20 protein-coding genes, 2 pseudogenes and 1 other annotated feature (1 of these 23 running past the window's edge) are annotated in these 18,420 nt (G+C 36.7%); of the genes and pseudogenes, 8 read left to right on the top strand and 14 right to left on the bottom strand.

Annotation, left to right across the window (positions count from 1 at the left end; translation table 11 throughout):
* Positions 1 to 97: a binding site (T-box leader), on the top strand; it begins 120 nt to the left of the window's first position.
* Between the two features lie 75 nt (positions 98 to 172).
* Positions 173 to 1,162 carry a tryptophan--tRNA ligase gene (gene trpS, locus F0362_RS05995; RefSeq protein ID WP_000110979.1) on the top strand — a complete coding sequence of 330 codons (990 nt, stop codon included), beginning with the start codon at positions 173 to 175 and terminating at the stop codon, positions 1,160 to 1,162.
* Positions 1,163 to 1,483: 321 nt separating this feature from the next.
* On the opposite strand, the gene F0362_RS05985 is transcribed toward trpS, so the two are convergent.
* The 7 genes from F0362_RS05985 to F0362_RS05955 form a co-directional block, all read right to left on the bottom strand.
* Positions 1,484 to 2,230, bottom strand: coding sequence for a YjbA family protein (locus F0362_RS05985; RefSeq protein ID WP_000966122.1), 747 nt, complete (start codon positions 2,228 to 2,230; stop codon positions 1,484 to 1,486).
* A gap of 142 nt (positions 2,231 to 2,372) precedes the next feature.
* A complete protein-coding gene (locus F0362_RS05980) occupies positions 2,373 to 3,164 on the bottom strand; it encodes a DUF2268 domain-containing putative Zn-dependent protease (RefSeq protein ID WP_000539317.1) in 792 nt (263 codons plus the stop codon).
* Positions 3,165 to 3,270: 106 nt separating this feature from the next.
* Positions 3,271 to 4,509: a beta-ketoacyl-ACP synthase II gene (gene fabF / locus F0362_RS05975; protein WP_000412641.1), complete on the bottom strand. Its 1,239-nt coding sequence runs from the start codon at positions 4,507 to 4,509 to the stop codon at positions 3,271 to 3,273.
* Positions 4,510 to 4,539: 30 nt separating this feature from the next.
* On the bottom strand, positions 4,540 to 5,472 hold the full coding sequence (fabH, locus tag F0362_RS05970; RefSeq protein ID WP_001100553.1) for a beta-ketoacyl-ACP synthase III: 933 nt from the start codon (positions 5,470 to 5,472) through the stop codon (positions 4,540 to 4,542).
* 244 nt (positions 5,473 to 5,716) lie between these two features.
* Complete coding sequence (locus tag F0362_RS05965) at positions 5,717 to 5,893, bottom strand: ComZ family protein (protein ID WP_001003338.1); 177 nt, start codon at positions 5,891 to 5,893, stop codon at positions 5,717 to 5,719.
* 64 nt (positions 5,894 to 5,957) lie between these two features.
* Positions 5,958 to 6,830 (bottom strand): NAD-dependent epimerase/dehydratase family protein, encoded by an 873-nt coding sequence (locus F0362_RS05960; RefSeq protein WP_141521077.1) that lies wholly within the window; start codon positions 6,828 to 6,830, stop codon positions 5,958 to 5,960.
* 29 nt (positions 6,831 to 6,859) lie between these two features.
* Positions 6,860 to 7,594, bottom strand: coding sequence for a lipase family protein (locus F0362_RS05955; RefSeq protein ID WP_000028709.1), 735 nt, complete (start codon positions 7,592 to 7,594; stop codon positions 6,860 to 6,862).
* A 156-nt stretch (positions 7,595 to 7,750) separates the two neighbouring features.
* On the opposite strand from F0362_RS05955, the gene F0362_RS05950 reads away from it, so the two are divergent.
* The gene (locus F0362_RS05950) at positions 7,751 to 7,933 is read left to right on the top strand and encodes a YjzD family protein (RefSeq protein ID WP_001211112.1); all 183 of its coding nucleotides are present in this window, start codon (positions 7,751 to 7,753) and stop codon (positions 7,931 to 7,933) included.
* A gap of 36 nt (positions 7,934 to 7,969) precedes the next feature.
* On the opposite strand, the gene clpB is transcribed toward F0362_RS05950, so the two are convergent.
* Both clpB and F0362_RS05940 read right to left on the bottom strand, forming a co-directional pair.
* The gene (gene clpB / locus F0362_RS05945; RefSeq protein WP_016090927.1) at positions 7,970 to 10,570 is read right to left on the bottom strand and encodes an ATP-dependent chaperone ClpB; all 2,601 of its coding nucleotides are present in this window, start codon (positions 10,568 to 10,570) and stop codon (positions 7,970 to 7,972) included.
* A gap of 210 nt (positions 10,571 to 10,780) precedes the next feature.
* Positions 10,781 to 10,960, bottom strand: a complete 180-nt coding sequence (locus F0362_RS05940) for a YjzC family protein (RefSeq protein ID WP_002093816.1) — start codon at positions 10,958 to 10,960, stop codon at positions 10,781 to 10,783.
* Positions 10,961 to 11,452: 492 nt separating this feature from the next.
* Between F0362_RS05940 and F0362_RS05935 the strand changes: the two genes are divergently transcribed.
* The 3 genes from F0362_RS05935 to F0362_RS05925 all read left to right on the top strand — a co-directional run bounded on the left by F0362_RS05935 (position 11,453) and on the right by F0362_RS05925 (position 12,705).
* Positions 11,453 to 12,262 (top strand): Cof-type HAD-IIB family hydrolase, encoded by an 810-nt coding sequence (locus tag F0362_RS05935; protein ID WP_000043171.1) that lies wholly within the window; start codon positions 11,453 to 11,455, stop codon positions 12,260 to 12,262.
* A gap of 104 nt (positions 12,263 to 12,366) precedes the next feature.
* Positions 12,367 to 12,507, top strand: a complete 141-nt coding sequence (locus tag F0362_RS05930; RefSeq protein ID WP_000516816.1) for a hypothetical protein — start codon at positions 12,367 to 12,369, stop codon at positions 12,505 to 12,507.
* Positions 12,508 to 12,705, top strand: a complete 198-nt coding sequence (locus tag F0362_RS05925) for a DUF3813 domain-containing protein (RefSeq protein ID WP_000527396.1) — start codon at positions 12,508 to 12,510, stop codon at positions 12,703 to 12,705. It begins immediately after the preceding gene.
* 25 nt (positions 12,706 to 12,730) lie between these two features.
* Here F0362_RS05925 and F0362_RS05920 read toward each other — a convergent pair whose 3' ends face one another.
* Positions 12,731 to 13,588, bottom strand: a complete 858-nt coding sequence (locus tag F0362_RS05920) for a YitT family protein (protein WP_000364440.1) — start codon at positions 13,586 to 13,588, stop codon at positions 12,731 to 12,733.
* Between the two features lie 100 nt (positions 13,589 to 13,688).
* Between F0362_RS05920 and F0362_RS05915 the strand changes: the two genes are divergently transcribed.
* Together F0362_RS05915 and prsA are read left to right on the top strand one after the other, a co-directional pair.
* A complete protein-coding gene (locus F0362_RS05915) occupies positions 13,689 to 13,820 on the top strand; it encodes a DUF3941 domain-containing protein (RefSeq protein WP_001120851.1) in 132 nt (43 codons plus the stop codon).
* A 129-nt stretch (positions 13,821 to 13,949) separates the two neighbouring features.
* Positions 13,950 to 14,807 carry a peptidylprolyl isomerase PrsA gene (gene prsA, locus F0362_RS05910; RefSeq protein WP_001214219.1) on the top strand — a complete coding sequence of 286 codons (858 nt, stop codon included), beginning with the start codon at positions 13,950 to 13,952 and terminating at the stop codon, positions 14,805 to 14,807.
* 68 nt (positions 14,808 to 14,875) lie between these two features.
* On the opposite strand, the pseudogene F0362_RS31360 reads toward prsA, so the two are convergent.
* The 3 genes and pseudogenes from F0362_RS31360 to F0362_RS05895 all read right to left on the bottom strand — a co-directional run bounded on the left by F0362_RS31360 (position 14,876) and on the right by F0362_RS05895 (position 17,428).
* Positions 14,876 to 15,461: pseudogene (locus F0362_RS31360) on the bottom strand (hypothetical protein).
* A gap of 11 nt (positions 15,462 to 15,472) precedes the next feature.
* A pseudogene (locus tag F0362_RS05900) lies at positions 15,473 to 16,309 on the bottom strand (RHS repeat domain-containing protein); the annotation flags it as partial.
* 264 nt (positions 16,310 to 16,573) lie between these two features.
* Positions 16,574 to 17,428 (bottom strand): CvfB family protein, encoded by an 855-nt coding sequence (locus tag F0362_RS05895; RefSeq protein WP_000281281.1) that lies wholly within the window; start codon positions 17,426 to 17,428, stop codon positions 16,574 to 16,576.
* A gap of 230 nt (positions 17,429 to 17,658) precedes the next feature.
* Between F0362_RS05895 and F0362_RS05890 the strand changes: the two genes are divergently transcribed.
* Positions 17,659 to 18,150, top strand: a complete 492-nt coding sequence (locus tag F0362_RS05890; protein ID WP_001040147.1) for a YajQ family cyclic di-GMP-binding protein — start codon at positions 17,659 to 17,661, stop codon at positions 18,148 to 18,150.
* Between the two features lie 39 nt (positions 18,151 to 18,189).
* Here the strand turns inward: F0362_RS05890 and F0362_RS05885 are convergent, their stop codons facing one another.
* Positions 18,190 to 18,417 carry a hypothetical protein gene (locus F0362_RS05885; RefSeq protein WP_001169968.1) on the bottom strand — a complete coding sequence of 76 codons (228 nt, stop codon included), beginning with the start codon at positions 18,415 to 18,417 and terminating at the stop codon, positions 18,190 to 18,192.
* Between the last annotated feature and the right edge of the window lie 3 nt (positions 18,418 to 18,420).

Genomic DNA, 18,420 nt, shown 5'->3' with positions numbered 1-18,420 from the left:
GTAGGCCTTGGCGTTATATCCAGACGTTACTATGGATTAGAGAGATTTCACAGTAGTGAAATAATTAGGGTGGTACCGCGGTCCATTCGTCCCTATAGTTTTTTGGGATGAATGGGCTTTTTTGTTTGCCTTCTCTTCCCTATCACGCATTCAAATTTAGGAGGAAATAATTATGTCAGTTATCTTTTCTGGTATTCAGCCAAGCGGAACGATTACACTTGGAAACTATTTAGGGGCTATGAAGCAATTTACAGAGCTTCAAAACGAACACGATTGCTATTTCTGTATTGTAAACCAACATGCCATTACAGTACCTCAAGATCCTATACAACTTCGCAAAAACATTCGTAGTCTTGCTGCACTTTATGTAGCATGCGGCATCGATCCTGAAAAAGCTACTTTATTTGTACAATCAGAAGTACCTGCACACGCTCAACTAGGATGGATCATGCAATCTGTTGCTTACGTTGGAGAATTAGAGCGTATGACACAATATAAAGATAAAGCTTCAGGTAGAGATTCAGTTCCAGCTGGATTACTTACGTATCCACCATTAATGGCTGCTGATATTTTACTTTATAACACAGAAATCGTACCTGTTGGTGATGACCAAAAACAACATATGGAATTAACACGTGATCTAGCAGAGCGTTTCAACAAACGCTTCCGTGAAGTGTTCATAGTTCCTGAAATTCGTATTCCAAAAGTAGGAGCTCGCGTTATGTCATTAACAGAACCTACGAAAAAAATGAGTAAATCTGATCCGAATCCAAAATCAATGATCAGTATGCTTGATGAACCAAAAACAATTGAAAAGAAAATTAAAAGTGCTGTAACAGATTCAGAAGGTATCGTGAAATTCGATAAAGAAAATAAACCTGGAATCTCTAACCTATTAACAATTTACTCTTCATTCTCAGGAAAAACAGTTGAAGAAATAGAAGCAATGTACGAAGGAAAAGGATACGGCGACTTCAAAGGCGACCTAGCACAAGTAGTCGTAGAAGCAATTCGCCCAATCCAAGACAAATATAACGAACTAATCAGCTCCCCAGAACTAGACGAAATTCTAGACAAAGGTGCCGAAAAAGCAAACCGCGTTGCATTCAAACAACTACGCAAAGTAGAAAACGCAATGGGACTAAGCAGAAAACGTAGATAATATATAAAGCAGAGGCGGCTCGTTTATAATGTTCGGTGGCTGCTGGAGCTGGATTTCATATAAAGCGGAGGCGACTGTTTAGCCCTGACGGCTAAGGTTCTTTCCCACAGAAGGTGCTTTTTACCTTCTAGTGGGGAAAATTCTTAGACGCGAAGGGCTAGGAGCTGAAGCTGGATTTCTATATAAAGCGGAAGCGGCTCGCTTAGAATGTGAGGGGGATGGAGCTCCTGACGTAGAGGCGCTTTTTGCCTCGCAGGAAGGCACATTCTTGCCGCTGAAGCTAGATTTCACCAAATTAAAAAACCGCCAATTGGCGGTTTTTTAATTTACCTTTTGCTCATTTTCCATTTCCCATAACTTTTCAAAAAACGGCTGTCCTTTTACAAGGCGCTCGCATAATTGTTCGTGCTTCTCAGACCAGCCTGATTTCGCTTCATCATATAGTCTTGCCCAAATATCTTCAAATTCCATATGTTGGACCGTTCCATATGCTGACGGATCCCATTCTGTGTACCAATAGCGAATTTCCGCTGTGTTTTTCGTTGTATGTAATTGATCTAACGCCATAAATAATAATTGTTTTAGCTGTCTCTCTTTACGAGTTAAGCCATTCATAATGAAAGGCGATGGTGATAAAATATGATGTTCCTTTTCTGTTTCCTCTACTTGGAACTCATACTTTTCTGCTTGTACGTTTTCCACCATCTCATATACCATCTGCTCTTGGCGAGGTATAAGTCTACTTTTTCTAATTGGTACATTGTAACCAATTGTATCAATCGCAATAATTCCTTTTCCATCTGTAACAACAAAGCAATACTCTTGCTGCAAACGTTCATGATTTTTACGAATATAAGCCTTATGATGTACGTCTTCCAACAACTTTTGCGGAAGCTCTAACAATTCGTTCTCGATGTAATGATATAATGTGGCATCTACTTTTAATAATGGCACTTGATCTAATAGTTCAATCGTATCATCTTTCCGCCATTCGTAAAAATGACAAACGTTATACCCATTTTCTTCACCTTCAAACCAATTTACCCATACATCATGTAGATATAACATTCTCTATCCCTCACTTCACTACTGTTTGTACCAATCATTATGTTCATTTTCGCTTAACTTTATTCCACTTAAGGAAATATATTCTAATTATTATTTTTCCTTCTATAATATCTAAAAAAACAGGAGATAGACCTCCTGTTTTTCATGGAATACGAAATGTATTTGCTTTACTCAATATTTCTTTCGCATCTATAGGTAATAAAGACAGTGTATCTTCCCCTTCAAACGCTACACAATCTTTTACAATGTGAAATCCAAGCGCATAACCAAGCATTTTCGGATAAGAATGAATTCCGTTTAATAATACGTCATGCTCCCTCGTTCCTCGCTTTATACTTATTCTTTCTTGAACAACGTTTTGCCAATAATAAATCGCCTCTTCTTTTGAAAGATATTTCGTCCACGGTGCATTATTTTTTTCTGTATATCTTTCCGTTACTGCTTGCTCAGCTAACCCTTCCATAATCATCGTATCAAGTAACGTATACTCTGTTTCTTTCGTCTCAATTTGATGTAACCTGCATATGTGGTGATATTCATGTGCCAATAACACTTTTAATTCTTCCACCGAATTCCGTCCACATACGAATAAGAAAATAACGTGACGCATAGATAATCCAGCTTTTCCGTTATACTCTTCTTGTACAGTTCGATTATACGAATCTGATAATAAAATAAAGATAGGGACATCCGGACCTTTTAACCAATTTTTCAATTTATCATACTCCATACGTAACTCTTTCCAAATTTCTTTTTTCTCTAATTCTTTAATTTCACGTTCTCCTCGCATTACTGGGCGATACATACCTTTAGAAATTAAAAAACGATACAACCTTTCTTTTGGTAGTGGAATATACTTCGTAAATTTCTCACAAAGCTTTTCTGGCCGTCCATAATATAGATGTAACCACTCGGCTGTTTCAACAACCCCCATCTTTATCCCCCCTTTTTCTTATGTATATGCAAAAGAAGAAAAAGGCGTAAAAATAAATAAGGTGTTTTTTCGTAGTTTATTACGAAAAAACACCTTATTTCATCTATTATTTATACGATTTAAATACTAATACTGCGTTATGACCACCAAACCCTAGTGAGTTACTTAATACAGCTTTTACTTCTTGCTGTCTCGCTTTATTCGGTACGTAATCTAAGTCACATTCTGGATCTGGTGTTTCATAGTTAATTGTTGGAGGAATTACTCCGTCCGTAATTGATTTAATAGAGAAGATCGCTTCAACAGCACCAGCTGCACCTAGCAAGTGACCTGTCATAGATTTCGTTGAGCTAATGGCTACTTTATATGCATGCTCACCGAAAGTTTCTTTAATTGCCATCGTTTCGTATTTTTCATTTGCATCTGTACTTGTACCATGTGCATTAATGTAATCGATATCTTCTGGCTCTAGACCAGCATCCGCTAAAGCTTGACGCATTGCACGCACTCCGCCTTCACCGCCAGGAGCAGGCATTGTAATATGGAATGCATCTCCAGTTGCGCCATAACCAGCGATTTCCGCATAAATGTGAGCACCACGTGCTAATGCATGCTCTAATTCTTCAAGAATTAGAATCCCTGAACCTTCACCCATTACAAAACCGCTACGATTTTTATCAAATGGGCGGCAAGCAGTTGCTGGATCTTCATTAAATGTTAATGCTTTCGCTGAACTAAATCCTGCAAATGCCATACTTGTTAACGGTGCTTCTGCTCCACCTGTAATCATTGCATCCGCATCACCGCGCTGAATTGCTTTAAATGCATCACCAATTGAGTTTGCACCAGATGCACAAGCCGTTACAGAACAAGTGTTAATTCCTTTCGCTCCAGTCGCAATAGATACTTGACCTGCTGCCATGTCTGGAATCATCATCGGTACGAAGAATGGACTCACGCGGCGTGGACCTTTCTCAGTAAAAATCTTAAATTGTTCTTCGTATGTTTCCATACCACCAATACCAGAACCAATCCATACGCCAATTCGAGGTCCGTTTTCTTCTGTAATTTCAAGCTTTGCATCCGCAACTGCCATTTTCGCTGCTGCTACTGCATATTGTGTAAAGCGATCCATACGGCGCGCTTCTTTTTTATCAATATATTTCTCGACTTCAAAGTCGTTAATTTCTGCTGCTACTTTTGCTGGAAATAGTTCCGGATCAATTCTTGTAAGTCGCCCGATTCCAGATACACCCTTTTTTATGTTTTCCCAAGCTGTTTCAACATCTGTTCCGATCGGTGTAACAGCTCCTAGTCCTGTAATTACGACCCTCTTTTTTTCCATACAAAATACACTCCTTTTTTCTCTCAATCCTTATTTACCCCAACGAAGAGCTACTGCTCCCCATGTTAATCCACCGCCGAAACCAACAAGTATAATTAAATCACCGTCTTGAATACGTCCATTTTGCAATTCCTCTACCATTGCAATTGGAATGGAAGAAGCTGATGTATTACCGAACTTTTCAATTGTCATACTCATTTTTTCTTGTGGTAAATTTAATCTCTCTCTCGCAGATTCCATAATACGAATATTCGCTTGATGTGGTACTAAGAAATCCACATCCTCTTTCGTAAGACCAGCTTTATCTAACACACGAAGACAAGAATCTCCAAGTTGACGAACAGCAAATTTAAAGACTTCTCTGCCATTCATCATAACATACTCGTCTTGATAAAGATGCTTGCCGCCACTTCCGTCTGCTCCTAATTCGAAAGATAAAACGCCTCTTCCTTCTGAAACAGCTCCCATTACGATAGCACCAGCTCCGTCTCCAAATAGTACTGCTGTGTTTCGATCATTCCAGTCTACAATTTTAGATAGTTTATCACTACCAACTACTAATACATTTTTATAAGTTCCAGTTTGAATAAATTGCTGTGCTGTAATCATTCCGTACATAAAACCAGCACACGCTGCACTTAAATCCATTGCCGCTGCGTGTTTCGCTCCAATTGCCTCTTGAATCACACAAGCTACTGCTGGAAAAGCACGATCTGGCGTTACTGTTGCCACTAAAATAAGATCGATATCCTCTCCGCTAATCCCTGCATCTTCAAGTGCTTTTTTAGAAGCCTCTACGGCCATATATGAAGTATCTATTGTCTCATCGGCAATGCGTCTTTCTGCAATTCCCGTTCTCGTACGAATCCATTCATCGGATGTATCCATTACTTTCTCTAAATCGTGATTTGTGACTACTTTTTCTGGCACATATCTTCCGATCCCTAAAATGCCCACGTTCACATCGCAGCCCTCCGTTTTATATCAATTATTATGACTTGGTACTAATTTTAAAACATAAATTTACTTTTGTCTAGAATATATTTCAGCTAAAACAGAAAGCTAGCGTTTTATTCTCTTTATTTTTCAGTAAAAACAACGAAAACATACCTTCCCCTATTCCTCCCCTTACTTCGCTTGAAATATAAAAAGACCCGAACCGCTTCTACTCACGGTTCGAGCCTCTCTCCCCTCAAAAAGAAGGGTTTTATTCTTTGTCTGCTTTCCCAAGCTCATATGCTTCATTCATAACTTTCATTAATAACTCTAACACTGGTTGTGCCTTCTCCATATCAAGCTCAATTCCATTCGAATCTAAAATTGCCTTTGCCTCTGGTAAATGCTTCATTGCGATTTGTAAAAATTGCATGCTTTTTTCGTTCATATTATACTCTTCCTCTCCATTAAAACTTTCAATTCATAATCCATACAATAGTGTAACACGTGCACTATCCTTCGTATAACTCTTTATATTTTTTCATATGTGCCAATTGTTTATTTAAACCGTATTCTAACGGGGTATTTCTTTTTATCGGAATATCCTCGGCCGCTTCATCTCTTTCTTCCTTATTATTTTTATTCACTTTATCATCTGCACGTAAAAGATTCATCCCTTTTTCCCATAACGACCGTTTACCACTAAGTAAATTGTATATACCGAGATGCTCTCCGTTCGTTCCATTTCCCCATAAGTATTCGCATACATCTTCAATGTAAAGTAAATCGCTTCCTTTTTCCTCACTCGTACAACGGCACTCTTTCTCATCCAGTTCTGATAAGATGAGCTGATGATACATCATAAAGGATGGTTGCCACGGACCATATAATGTAGGAACTCGAAATACACTATATTGTAATTCCCCTTTTTTTAACCCTTCTTCTACTTTCGAAAATAGGCGTTTATTTTCGGATTCCCCTGTGCATCCTACCTCAATAGAAGAAATTAGATTTAGCTTTACTTTATTTTCTTCACACATTTTTATAATCCGCTTTAAATATTGTAATATGACTCTTTCATTCCGAAAGCCACTTTGCTGGTTTGGTTCACACAAACAAAAGTAAACTGCATCGAAATTCTCTTCCTCTACTGATTTCCATCCATCTTCATCTCTTATTGGATAGTACGTAAATAAAGCGTTTCGCCCAATTAACAATAACTTCTCTTCATTAATTTTTGTCATACTATCATATTCATCAAAATCAAGACCATACACTTCTACTTCTTCTGCAATCATTTTATTCACAAGGTGATAACCTACAAACGTAAGTGCACCTATAATCAGCACGCGTTCCATACCACCAACCCTTTCCCCTTGAAACAAATAGCTCCTCATTTATGTATATGGGAGCCTCACAATTCTTCTTCATATTTTTTAAAGAAATCCGTTGTTTGTCTAACCATTTTATATTTCACATCTTGGAGATGGAATAAGACAGAAGTATCACATTGATTGAATTGCCTCATTTTCTCGTATTTACGTAACAACTGTTTTCTTCCTCTTTTTTCTTGTGTTGATACGAAAATTTTAACAGGTACACAAGACGGAAGAAGCGTAAAAGATTTCTTATTTATTTTTGATTCTAATTCTTCTTCTTTGGAATCGTACGCCAAACTTAATTCCTTCACTAATCTTTTGTAAAAAAACTTATGCTCTTTTTCGAACTCCACATATTCTGGCAAATCTAAACACGGATTTAACATAATGACAGAACGTATACTTTCAGGGTATTTGTTCATCATTTCAAGCGCTACAAGCGCACCCATACCATCTGCCATAATGTGCATTTTCGTATTTAATGTCTCTTTTCTCAAAACAACATCATATAAACGTTTCGCTAGACGAACAGATTGGTCATTCCCCCAGTGTCTTCCATATAAATTAGAAGAAAAGACCGTGTAGCCTTCCTCAATAAGGCCATGTAAAAAATAAGATCTTCCCGCATGCTGTGTCCATAAACTTGTACCATTCTCAATAAAGTAGTTGTAATCACCGAGGAGCATAACTGAAAACCCATTTGGCTTCTCCGGTAAATAAATGACACATGGTTCTTTTTCTAAGTAAAAAAAACGTTCCGTAATACTCATTTTTCCCCCGCCTTATTTTCTAAACGTATAAAACCACTCTTTTATAATGTATGAACGTAATGCAAATTTGCGTTGAAAAATCTACAAATATTTTTCTATATTCTTTTTTCAATTGTGTTACAATAAGGACAGATTGAACGAATAGAGGTGTAAAATATGCGTTTCATTTGGGCATTAATTTGGTCGTTCGCGCTTGTACATATGATGAGCTACGTAATCGGCTCTATGACTGGCGGTACATACGATTTTAACCAAGCGTCTATTTTCTCAGTTGTTCTTGCGGTATTAGTATTAGCGATTTCAGCTGCAATTCCAAACGAGCCAGTAGAACAACACTAAAAAGAGTCCGGATTTTATCCGAACTCTTTTTTATTTTCATTTCACATGAACAACTAATTCGTTATTTTCTACATCAACAACTACGTGACTATTATCCGTAATTGTGCCTGCAATTAATTCTCTCGCTAATTTCGTTTCCACTTGACGCTGTACGTATCGTTTTAATGGACGAGCTCCGTACATCGGATCAAAGCCAGCTTCTACAACAAATTCTTTTGCAGAATCCGTTAATTCTACCGTAATATGACGGTCAGCTAAACGACCTTGTAATTCTTTTACAATTTTATCAACAATACCTTTAATTTCATTCGTTGTAAGAGGCTTGAATAAAATAATTTCATCGACACGATTTAAAAACTCTGGTCGGAAATGTCCTCTTAATTGTCCCATGACAAGTTCTCTTGATTCCTCTTTAATGGAACCATCTGCTTCTAATCCATCTAATAAATGAGCAGATCCAATATTTGAAGTCATAATAATAACCGTGTTTTTAAAGTCTACTGTACGTCCTTGCGAATCTGTAATGCGTCCATCATCTAACATTTGTAATAAAATGTTGAATACTTCTGGATGCGCTTTTTCGATTTCGTCTAACAAAATAACGGAATACGGTTTACGTCTTACTGCTTCCGTTAATTGACCGCCCTCTTCATATCCAACATATCCAGGAGGTGCACCAATTAAGCGTGACACAGCATGTTTCTCCATGTACTCAGACATGTCGATACGAATCATTTGCTCTTCACTATCGAATAAAGACTGCGCTAACGTTTTTGCAAGTTCTGTTTTACCAACACCTGTCGGTCCTAAGAAAATGAAGGAACCAATTGGACGGTTCGGGTCTTTAATACCAGCGCGTGCACGAAGAACTGCGTCTGATACTAAACTTACCGCTTCCTCTTGTCCGATGACACGCTCTGATAAAATTTGCTCTAAGCGTAGTAATTTCTCACGTTCACCCTCAACGAGTTTTGCGACAGGAATACCAGTCCAGCGTGAAACGATATCAGCAATTTCTTCTTCACTGACTTCCTCGCGTAATAAACGATTTTCTTGTTTATTATGTGCGCTCATTTCTTCCGCTTCTTTTAATTCTTTTTCAATTGCAGGAATTTTTCCGTGACGAAGTTCAGCTGCTTTATTTAAATCGTAATTACCTTCTGCTTCTTCTAATTCACGGCGCAGACGCTCTAAATGTTCACGTAAGTCACGAACTTTGTGAATATCTTCTTTTTCTTTCTCCCATTTCGCTCTCATGCTACTTGCAACTTCTTTTAAATCCGATAATTCACGTTGCAATGTTTTTAGACGTTCTTGGCTACCAAAGTCCTTCTCTTTTCCAAGAGCGGCTTCTTCAATTTCCAGCTGCATAATACGGCGCGTTACTTCATCTAATTCTGTTGGCATAGAATCAATTTCTGTACGAATTGTTGCGCATGCTTCGTCAACAAGGTCAATTGCTTTATCCGGTAAGAAGCGATCTGAAATATATCGATCTGATAAAACAGATGCTGCTACAATCGCGCGGTCATGAATATTTACACCGTGATAAATTTCAAAACGCTCTTTTAAACCACGTAAAATGGAGATTGTATCTTCAACAGTCGGTTCCTCTGCTAATACTTGTTGGAAACGTCTTTCTAACGCTGGGTCTTTCTCAATATATTTACGATATTCATCTAATGTCGTTGCCCCGATACAATGCAGTTCACCACGAGCAAGCATCGGTTTTAACATATTCCCTGCGTCCATCGCACCTTCTGTTTTACCAGCACCGACGATTGTATGAAGTTCATCAATGAATAATAAAATACGGCCTTCACTCTTTTTAATTTCATTTAATACAGCTTGCAGGCGCTCTTCAAATTCACCACGGAATTTTGCTCCGGCTACAAGTGCACTCATATCTAATGCAAAGATTGTTCTATCTTTTAACCCTTCTGGTACATCTTTTTTCACGATACGCTGTGCTAATCCTTCAACAATTGCTGTTTTACCAACACCTGGCTCACCAATTAAAACAGGGTTGTTTTTCGTTTTACGTGAAAGAATGCGAATAACGCGGCGAATTTCACTATCTCGTCCGATAACAGGATCAATTTTCCCTGCTCTCACTTCCGCCACTAAATCACGGCCATATTTTTCTAACGCTTCATAAGTTGCTTCTGGATTTTGACTAGTCACTCTTTGATTCCCCCGAACTGTCATTAAAGACTGTAATAAGTTATCTTTCGTAATATGCAATCTTGTAAATAAATGATTGATATCGCCTTTTTCTTCAGAAAAAGCAAGCAATACATGTTCTACTGAAATGTAATCATCCTGCAGTTTTTCTGCTTCTTTCCCTGCTCTTACAAGCAGTTGCTGCAGATTGCTTGTTATATACAATTTCCCAACTTCTGCTCCGCTTCCCGTTACAGAAGGTTTCTTTTTAATTACATTTTCTACATCTTGCTTCAATGCTTCTATATCAACATTCATTTTTTGAAATATACGTACTGCTAATCCATCTTGCTCCTCTAATAATGCAAGTAATAGATGAACAGTATCCACCTCTTGGTGATGATGAGATACCGCTAAAGATTGGGCCCTCATAATCGCCTCTTGTGTTTTCGTTGTCATTTGATTTAAGTCCATCTTTACAGCCCTCCAAAAGTTTGACTTTCTTTGACCTTTGATTTGATTATACGCCAACTTACTTTTTTATACAATAAATTTGCCTATGTATTTTCAAACTTATTATTGGAAAAAGAAAAAGGGAGCATTCATTATGCTACTTAAAAAAGTACAGTAAATGAAATTATATTATGTAACAAAAAAAAGCCGCAATAAAGATTGCGGCTTCTGTTACGGTTTTCTTTTATATGTCCACTGACGGTTATGATTCGTGTTATCTGGAAACTTTTCACCGGCATTTAATTGTACCATTTGCGGATTTTTTACCATACTTCCCGTTTCACCAATTTCTACGTAAACGCCATCATTTGGCGCTTTTTGTCCAGAACGAAACCTGCGATTTTGTCCCATCTTCATTCTCCTTCCATGACGTCTTGCCTCATTAGTATATCCATTTTAAAAGAAAGCTTTTCTGTCATGTTTAGGAAACAAGTACTACAGTTCACCGATTTACAATATATATAATTACACAAGCTTAAGCAGGGATTACTTCCTTACTTGTAGAAAAAAAAGAAACCAACCTACCTGTAGGCTAGCTTCAAAGGAGAGTCAAACATATACGAGAAGATTACATGTTTATTATAAGCCTCCTCATACGGGCAATGTAACCCTTTTCACAATTTGTACATAATGAAAGAAACATTGTTTGAACTTTCTAAAAAAATATTGACTTTTCTTGATTTCCAACGAGAAATAGTAGACACCACCGTACTTTGCGACGTAAGATGGATATATAGTGAACTTTCCATCTATGGTGGTCTCACCCAGTCTAACCTCTTATTTCTGCATATTAAAAACGGAAATACAGATAGATACAAAAAAATTATTATAAGAGGTGAAATTATGAGTAAACAACATTTAATCGCATTAGACTTAGACGGCACTTTATTAACAGACAACAAAATAATTTCCACTCGAACGAAACAGACAATTACAAAAGCAAAGGAACAAGGGCATATCGTCGTCATTTCAACAGGACGTCCATTCCGTGCTAGTTTTGATTATTATAAAGAACTTAATCTTAATACACCGATTGTAAACTTTAATGGTGCTTACGTGCATCACCCTCTTGATTCAAATTGGGGCACACATCACTCTCCACTTGAGCTAGCAACAGCCCAAGAAATTGTCCGAGCTTGCTTTGATTTCGGCGTAAAAAATATATACGCTGAAGTGATGGATGATGTGTACGTTCGTGAAATTGATGAAGATAAAAAACACATTTTCGAATTTGGTTCTCCAAAGATTTTCACAGGAGATTTATTAAATATTTTAAACGACCATCCGACTTGTTTATTAATTGACGCACACGATGATCATTCCGTTGCAATTCGTCAACATTTAACTGATATGCACGCTGAAGTGATCGATCATAGAAAATGGGGCGCACCTTGGCCAATTATTGAAATTGTAAAAAGTGGATTAAATAAAGCGGTCGGATTGCAAAAAATTTCTAGTCATTACAACATTCCAAAAGAGCGCATTATCGCTTTCGGTGATGAAGATAATGATTTTGAAATGATTGAATTTGCTGGTCACGGTATCGCAATGGGTAATGCAATACCTGAATTAAAATCACTCGCCAATCATACGACATTAACAAATGAAGAAGATGGCATCGCTCTATATTTAGAAGAGGTTCTTGGATTGTAATCTAAAAATTCCCTGCTTATAGTTTCTCGCCAAACGCTCATACTATAATTAGACGCCGAGTTAACGCGTCAATTGTTTTCAGCTAAATAAAGGGGGTTTTTCGAATGGGTAAAAAGAACAAATCAAAACGTTTTATCCAACAAGGAGCCGATGCTGTTATGAAGCATGATGCAAGATTCCCGTACAGAGGTACATTAGCTGAGGCAGAAAAAGCGAGAAGTAACTCTTCTTTTGGAGGGGTTTAAATGGGGAACTTACTATTCCAACAAGCTAGAGATGCTGTTGCAAATGCCGTATCTTGTTCAAGCGGCGCTGAACAACAAGATCTCGTATATACAGCAAAAAACGCTTTGCAATCCGCTTACGCAAACTCTTCAACTGCTGAGAAAGTTCAGCTACGCGAGATGCAGGAGCAGTTGCAAAACATTACGAATTTGCATTAAAAAAGAGGACCAGCTTTGGTCCTCTTTAATCTTTTCGAAACAATCCGAATACCCCGACCGTTTGCAGTATATTTGTGAACGCACCTGGGTCTACTTGTTTAATAACCCTTTCTAATTCGTACAACTCGTAACGAGTAATAACCATCATTAACATTTCCTTATTTTCATTTGTGTAAGCACCTGTTGCAGGTATAGTTGTAATCCCTCTCACTAATCGTGAGTGAATCGCCTTTCGTACGTCTGCACCATTTTTCGTAACGATTAACGCTGTTATTTTCACATGGCGAGTATGGATGGCATCAATAATTCTCGTTGATACATATAAAGTTACTAACGTATATAACGCTTTCTCCCACCCATATACATAACCCGCAGCGATAATAATAATTGCATTAAAAAAGAAAAAGTATGTACCGACAGGTTTATCTTTTATCTTAGATAAAATCATCGCAATGATATCTAAACCACCTGTAGAAGCACCCCATTTTAATGCAACCCCTACCCCAATCGCTGAAATAATGCCGCCAAAAATTGCATTTAGTATAATATCGTTCGAAACCGCTCGAACTGGGATAATTTCTAAAAACAAGGTCATAAATATAACGCATAGAAAACTAAAAAACGTAAAAGCCTTCCCAACCTTTTTCCACGCTAAAATAACGACAGGAATATTAAATAAACTAAACAACACCCCTGTAGATATATGAATAGATAAAAAATCACCTAATATTTGTGATAGTAATTGAGACAATCCAGCAAAGCCACTCGCGTACACTTTCGCTGGTGTTAAAAACAAATTCATTCCAATCGCATTTAATAAACCTGCGATAATTACAACGATTAATTTCTTAATAAGTTCGGTATAATTCAACTTCAAATCCATCTCTAATCCACCTTTACCCTTCATAAATGCACCGCTATACATAGTCTTTACGAAAAAGGAAATGATAAACGTACAACGTTTAGAAATGGAGTTGATACATATGCCACATACGAGTGATAACGACAAAAAAGCTCGCGATAATAATGCAAAACGCACGCAAAAAAATGAGCAAGAGCAAAAAAATATTCAGCAGGGCAAGCGCGCATATTCCAAGAAGACTGATCACCTTTGATCCCATCGTACATCAACATAATTGTTGATGTACTTTTTTTACATTTCACAGGAAAAAACATTAAAAATTCACTTCATGTTCACTTCTATATTCTACAATAGCGATAACATATTCGGATGAGGTGTTAGCATGAGAGGGAAACATATTTTCATTATTACTGCACTAATAAGTATATTAATGCTTTCTGCTTGCGGACAAAAGAATGGATCAGCTACAGTCGCTACAGCAACAGACTCAACCATTACGAAGAGCGACTTCGAAAAACAATTGAAAGATCGTTACGGAAAAGACATGCTATACGAAATGATGGCATACGACGTTATTACAAAAAAATATAAAGTATCTGACGATGATGTAGATAACGAGGTCCAAAAAGTAAAAAATCAATTTGGAGACCAATTCAAAGGATTTTTAGAAAACAATCGTTTAAAAGATGAGGCTGATTTCAAAAATCAAATGAAGTTCAAACTCGCTCTGCATGAAGCCGTTAAGAAAAGCGTTACAGAAAAAGACGTGAAAGACCACTATAAACCAGAAATTAAAGCGAGTCACATTTTAGTAAGCGATGAAAATGCAGCGAAAGAAATAAAGAAAAAACTAGACGCTGGTGCTTCATTTGAAGAATTAGCAAAACAAGAATCACAAGATCTACTATCAAAAGAAAAAGGCGGAGACCTCGGATACTTTAATTCAGGTACAATGGCGCCTGAATTTGAAACAGCTGCCTACAAACTAAAAGTTGGCGAAATTAGCAATCCCGTCAAATCAACGAACGGCTATCACATTATTAAATTAACTGATAAAAAGGATTTAAAGCCTTACGATGAAGTGAAAGACTCCATTCGTAAAAACTTAGAAGAAGAACGTATCGCTGACCCTACATTCAGTCAAAAACTATTACAAGACGAATTAAAAAAGGCAAATATTAAAATAAATGATAGTGAATTAAACGATACATTTTCTCTTATATTTGAGCGGGGAAACTAAAAAAAGCACGGTCTTATTTAAAAAGATAAGACTGTGCTTTTTTTATTTCATGTTTTATTGCTTGTATTCTAGCCTATGATACATTCTTCTGCAAAGCAAACAAATACTTGCTTTTCCGAACGTAAAGATACTATATAATACTCATCTTCAAAATACCCTACTATATAACCCATTCCCCCCGCCAGTTCAATTGTTTCTTTATTGAAATATACTCTTGTCCGATCAAATTTTATATGTTTTATAATACTCTCTAATTCATTTTCGTTTACTTCCTTTTCAGAGAAAAGGAACATGAGGCTTCCCTCCATACATACAGGAGAAATCACATCGAAAATATCAGTTGCAGGATCATTCTGTTTTATTAAAATTGCGCTCTTTACGGTCGACTTTTTCCAGTTTAACTCTTTTAATTCTTTTTCCTAAATATAATTTTGCACCTTTGTTAATTCTTCTTGAACCCCTTCACAATCCACTAAAAGATATAAATGAAATTTCGACATCATTGTTTCCATAAATTGTTCCATGCTTGTATCAACATCAACTATATATCTATTAATCGTTGATAACCAATTCAAAATTATCATGTTCATCTAACACTAGAAAATATTCGTTATTTTCTGTTGCAGGTTTGTGTATTTCAATATATTTATCCATATTTTCTCCTTATATCCGAATGGATTGGCCGCTGCGATTCCTTTCGCTTCGCTCTTTAGGACGTTACCCCATGCATCATATTCATAGCTTGCGACTATTTGTCCGTCCTTGTCGGTCATTACTATTACGTCACCGCGCGGGTTGTAGTGGTAGTATACCGATTGATCTTGGATTTTCATTGCTAGGCGGACACCGTCTTTGTTGTAAACGTATTGACGGAGGACTTTTCCGTTCCCGCCTGTTTCGTATAGCGGGTTAATGCTGTCACCGTCGTAGAAGTAACGGGTTACTTGTCCGTTTACGTTCTTTTCAATACGACGGTTTTCGTTGTCGTATTTATATGTTGCGAACGGTTTGCCTTCCCCTTTTTTCGTTACAGCAACAAGTTGGTCTGCTTCGTTCCATGTGTATGTGTATTTCCCATCAGATGTACGGTTACCATTTGCGTCATACGTTAACGATTCGTTTCCGAATTTTAGAAGTTGATTTCCTTCGTTAAATGTTGCGATTACTGATTTCGTTTCTTTTCCATTTTCTGTTATTTTCACACTCGTACGATTGCCAAATCCATCATACGTGTAGTCTCTAACTGTTCCATTTGGTGTAGATTCTTTTAATAATTGATTAATTGAATCGTATACGTAATTTGTTTCCGTTATTTTCCCATCAGAACTTTCATGTTTAATCTTCGTACGGTTTCCTGTTTTGTCATACTCATATTTCTCTAATAGTAGCATTTGCTGTGGTGTTGCAATAGCTAAATCCGATAGTTTCCCTGTTTGATCATAATTATATGTTACACCAGCATCATTCGGTGCGATATACGTACGTACGTGGCCATTCTCATCTGTTTTCATTCTTACAATTAACAATTTAAAGAATTTTCTGGTGATCTTCAATATAAAAACGACAATATTGTATCTTTTTTCTAAAAATGTATATTTTCCGACAATTTACCATTTTATATTCTTTTTTCCTTATAAATACAGTAAAATATTTGTAGATTAAACGTTTTATTACACCTTATTTACTTTTTATCTACTTTATAATAAAAAAAAGAACTATTTTTTCTCTTAAAAATTTAGAGAAAAAATAGTTCTTTTTCATTCACTTTATTTCTTAAAGTAAGTCCAACCTTCTTCTTGGTAAATCTTTTCTTCTTTCATCATTTTACCAAGCGCACGCTTAAACGCAGCTTTACTCATATTGAAACGTTCTTTAATGTCTTCTGGGTGGCTCTTATCCCAAAACGGCATTGCTCCGCCTCTTTCTTCCATATATTCATAAATTACTGCAGCATCATCTTCCATTCCTTCTTCTTTACGAGGAAGAAGTGAAATGTTGATTGTACCGTCATCTTTCACGTCAATAATACGACCTGTTACACGCTCACCGATGCGGACTTGTTCTTTTCTTTCTGTATGGTGTAAGAAAGCACGGAAATGCTCATCAGTTAGTATGAATGAACCAACTTGAAGTGAACGATACACACGTCCATTGACGTTTTTATTACGCATAGATGGCGTCGCATCTACGATAATTTCTTGCATATCACTGTCTCTTGCTGGAAGAGCGATTAAACGATCACGATTCGTTAATTTTAACGTACAATATAATTCGTCGCCTACTTCTGGCCATACTGGCATATAAATCGGGAACTCATCAAGTGGAATTAGTATATCTTTTGATACACCAATATCAACAAACACACCTAAACTAGGAATAACTTCTACAACCTTTACCCAATTCCAATCATGTGTTGTAATAATTGGCTCCTTCATTGTTGCTGAAATACGATTTTGGTGATCAAGGTATAAGAATACATCAATTGTATCGCCTTCTTCAATTTCTCCAGCTACTTCGTTTTTATGTAGGAAAATTTCTTCCTCTTCATTCCCAACCATATATCCGATTTCCGTTTCGCGTAAAACAGTTACCTGTTCAATCGATCCTAATTGCAAATACATATTTTTTAATTCCCTTCTATATATATAAAGTTATCTTTTTTATCATTCCAAACAAAAGTTAATTATAACACGATTTTTCCTTTATTTGTCCAACTGCCCAAAATTCACTATAATAAAGTGAGGTTACATGAATATCAGTATGAAAACACTTAAGTCTAAGCTCGTTTTCAGCTATACTTTAGTATGTACAGTACATAAAAAGATTAGAAATTTATTTGGAGGTGCTAACTATGGCAAAAGATAGTTCTTTTGACATCGTTTCGAAAGTAGAATTACCTGAAGTAACAAACGCAATTAACATCGCATTAAAGGAAATCCAAAACCGATATGACTTTAAAGGAAGTAAAAGTGATATTAAACTAGAAAAAGAAGTACTTGTTTTAACTTCTGACGACGAGTTCAAATTAGACCAAGTAAAAGACGTTTTAATTTCTAAACTTGTAAAACGTAACGTTCCAATTAAAAACTTGGACTATGGAAAAGTGGAAGCTGCGACTGGTAACACTGTTCGCCAACGCGCAACGTTACAACAAGGTATCGATAAAGATAACGCGAAAAAAATTAACAACATCATTAAAGAAATGAAATTAAAAGTGAAAACACAAGTACAAGATGATCAAGTACGTGTTACAGCGAAAAGCCGTGATGACTTACAAGCAGTAATCGTAGCCGTTCGCAGTGCTGACTTACCGATTGACGTACAATTCATTAACTATCGCTAAAAAGAAAACTCCTCTTAATTAGAGGAGTTTTTGTATTTATTAAGAGCAGCACCATATCGCTTTATCAAATGATTTTTTCGGAATATATACTTTATCATTTTCGATTTTGTATTGAATATTATTTTTCTTAAGAGCTGCTGTGTCAACAGAATGAATACTATCACCCCACCGAACAAATTCCCTATCGTCACCGATGTCCCCAAAATACAAACTTACAAATACGATAAGAAGACATGAACATAGAGCGAGCAACTTCTTTTTCTGCAAATA

This window comes from Bacillus sp. BS98 (assembly GCF_008432245.1).
GTDB lineage: Bacteria > Bacillota > Bacilli > Bacillales > Bacillaceae_G > Bacillus_A > Bacillus_A toyonensis.
The sequence above is the reverse complement of the archived record's forward strand: the minus strand, read 5'-3'. Positions and strand labels throughout refer to the sequence as shown.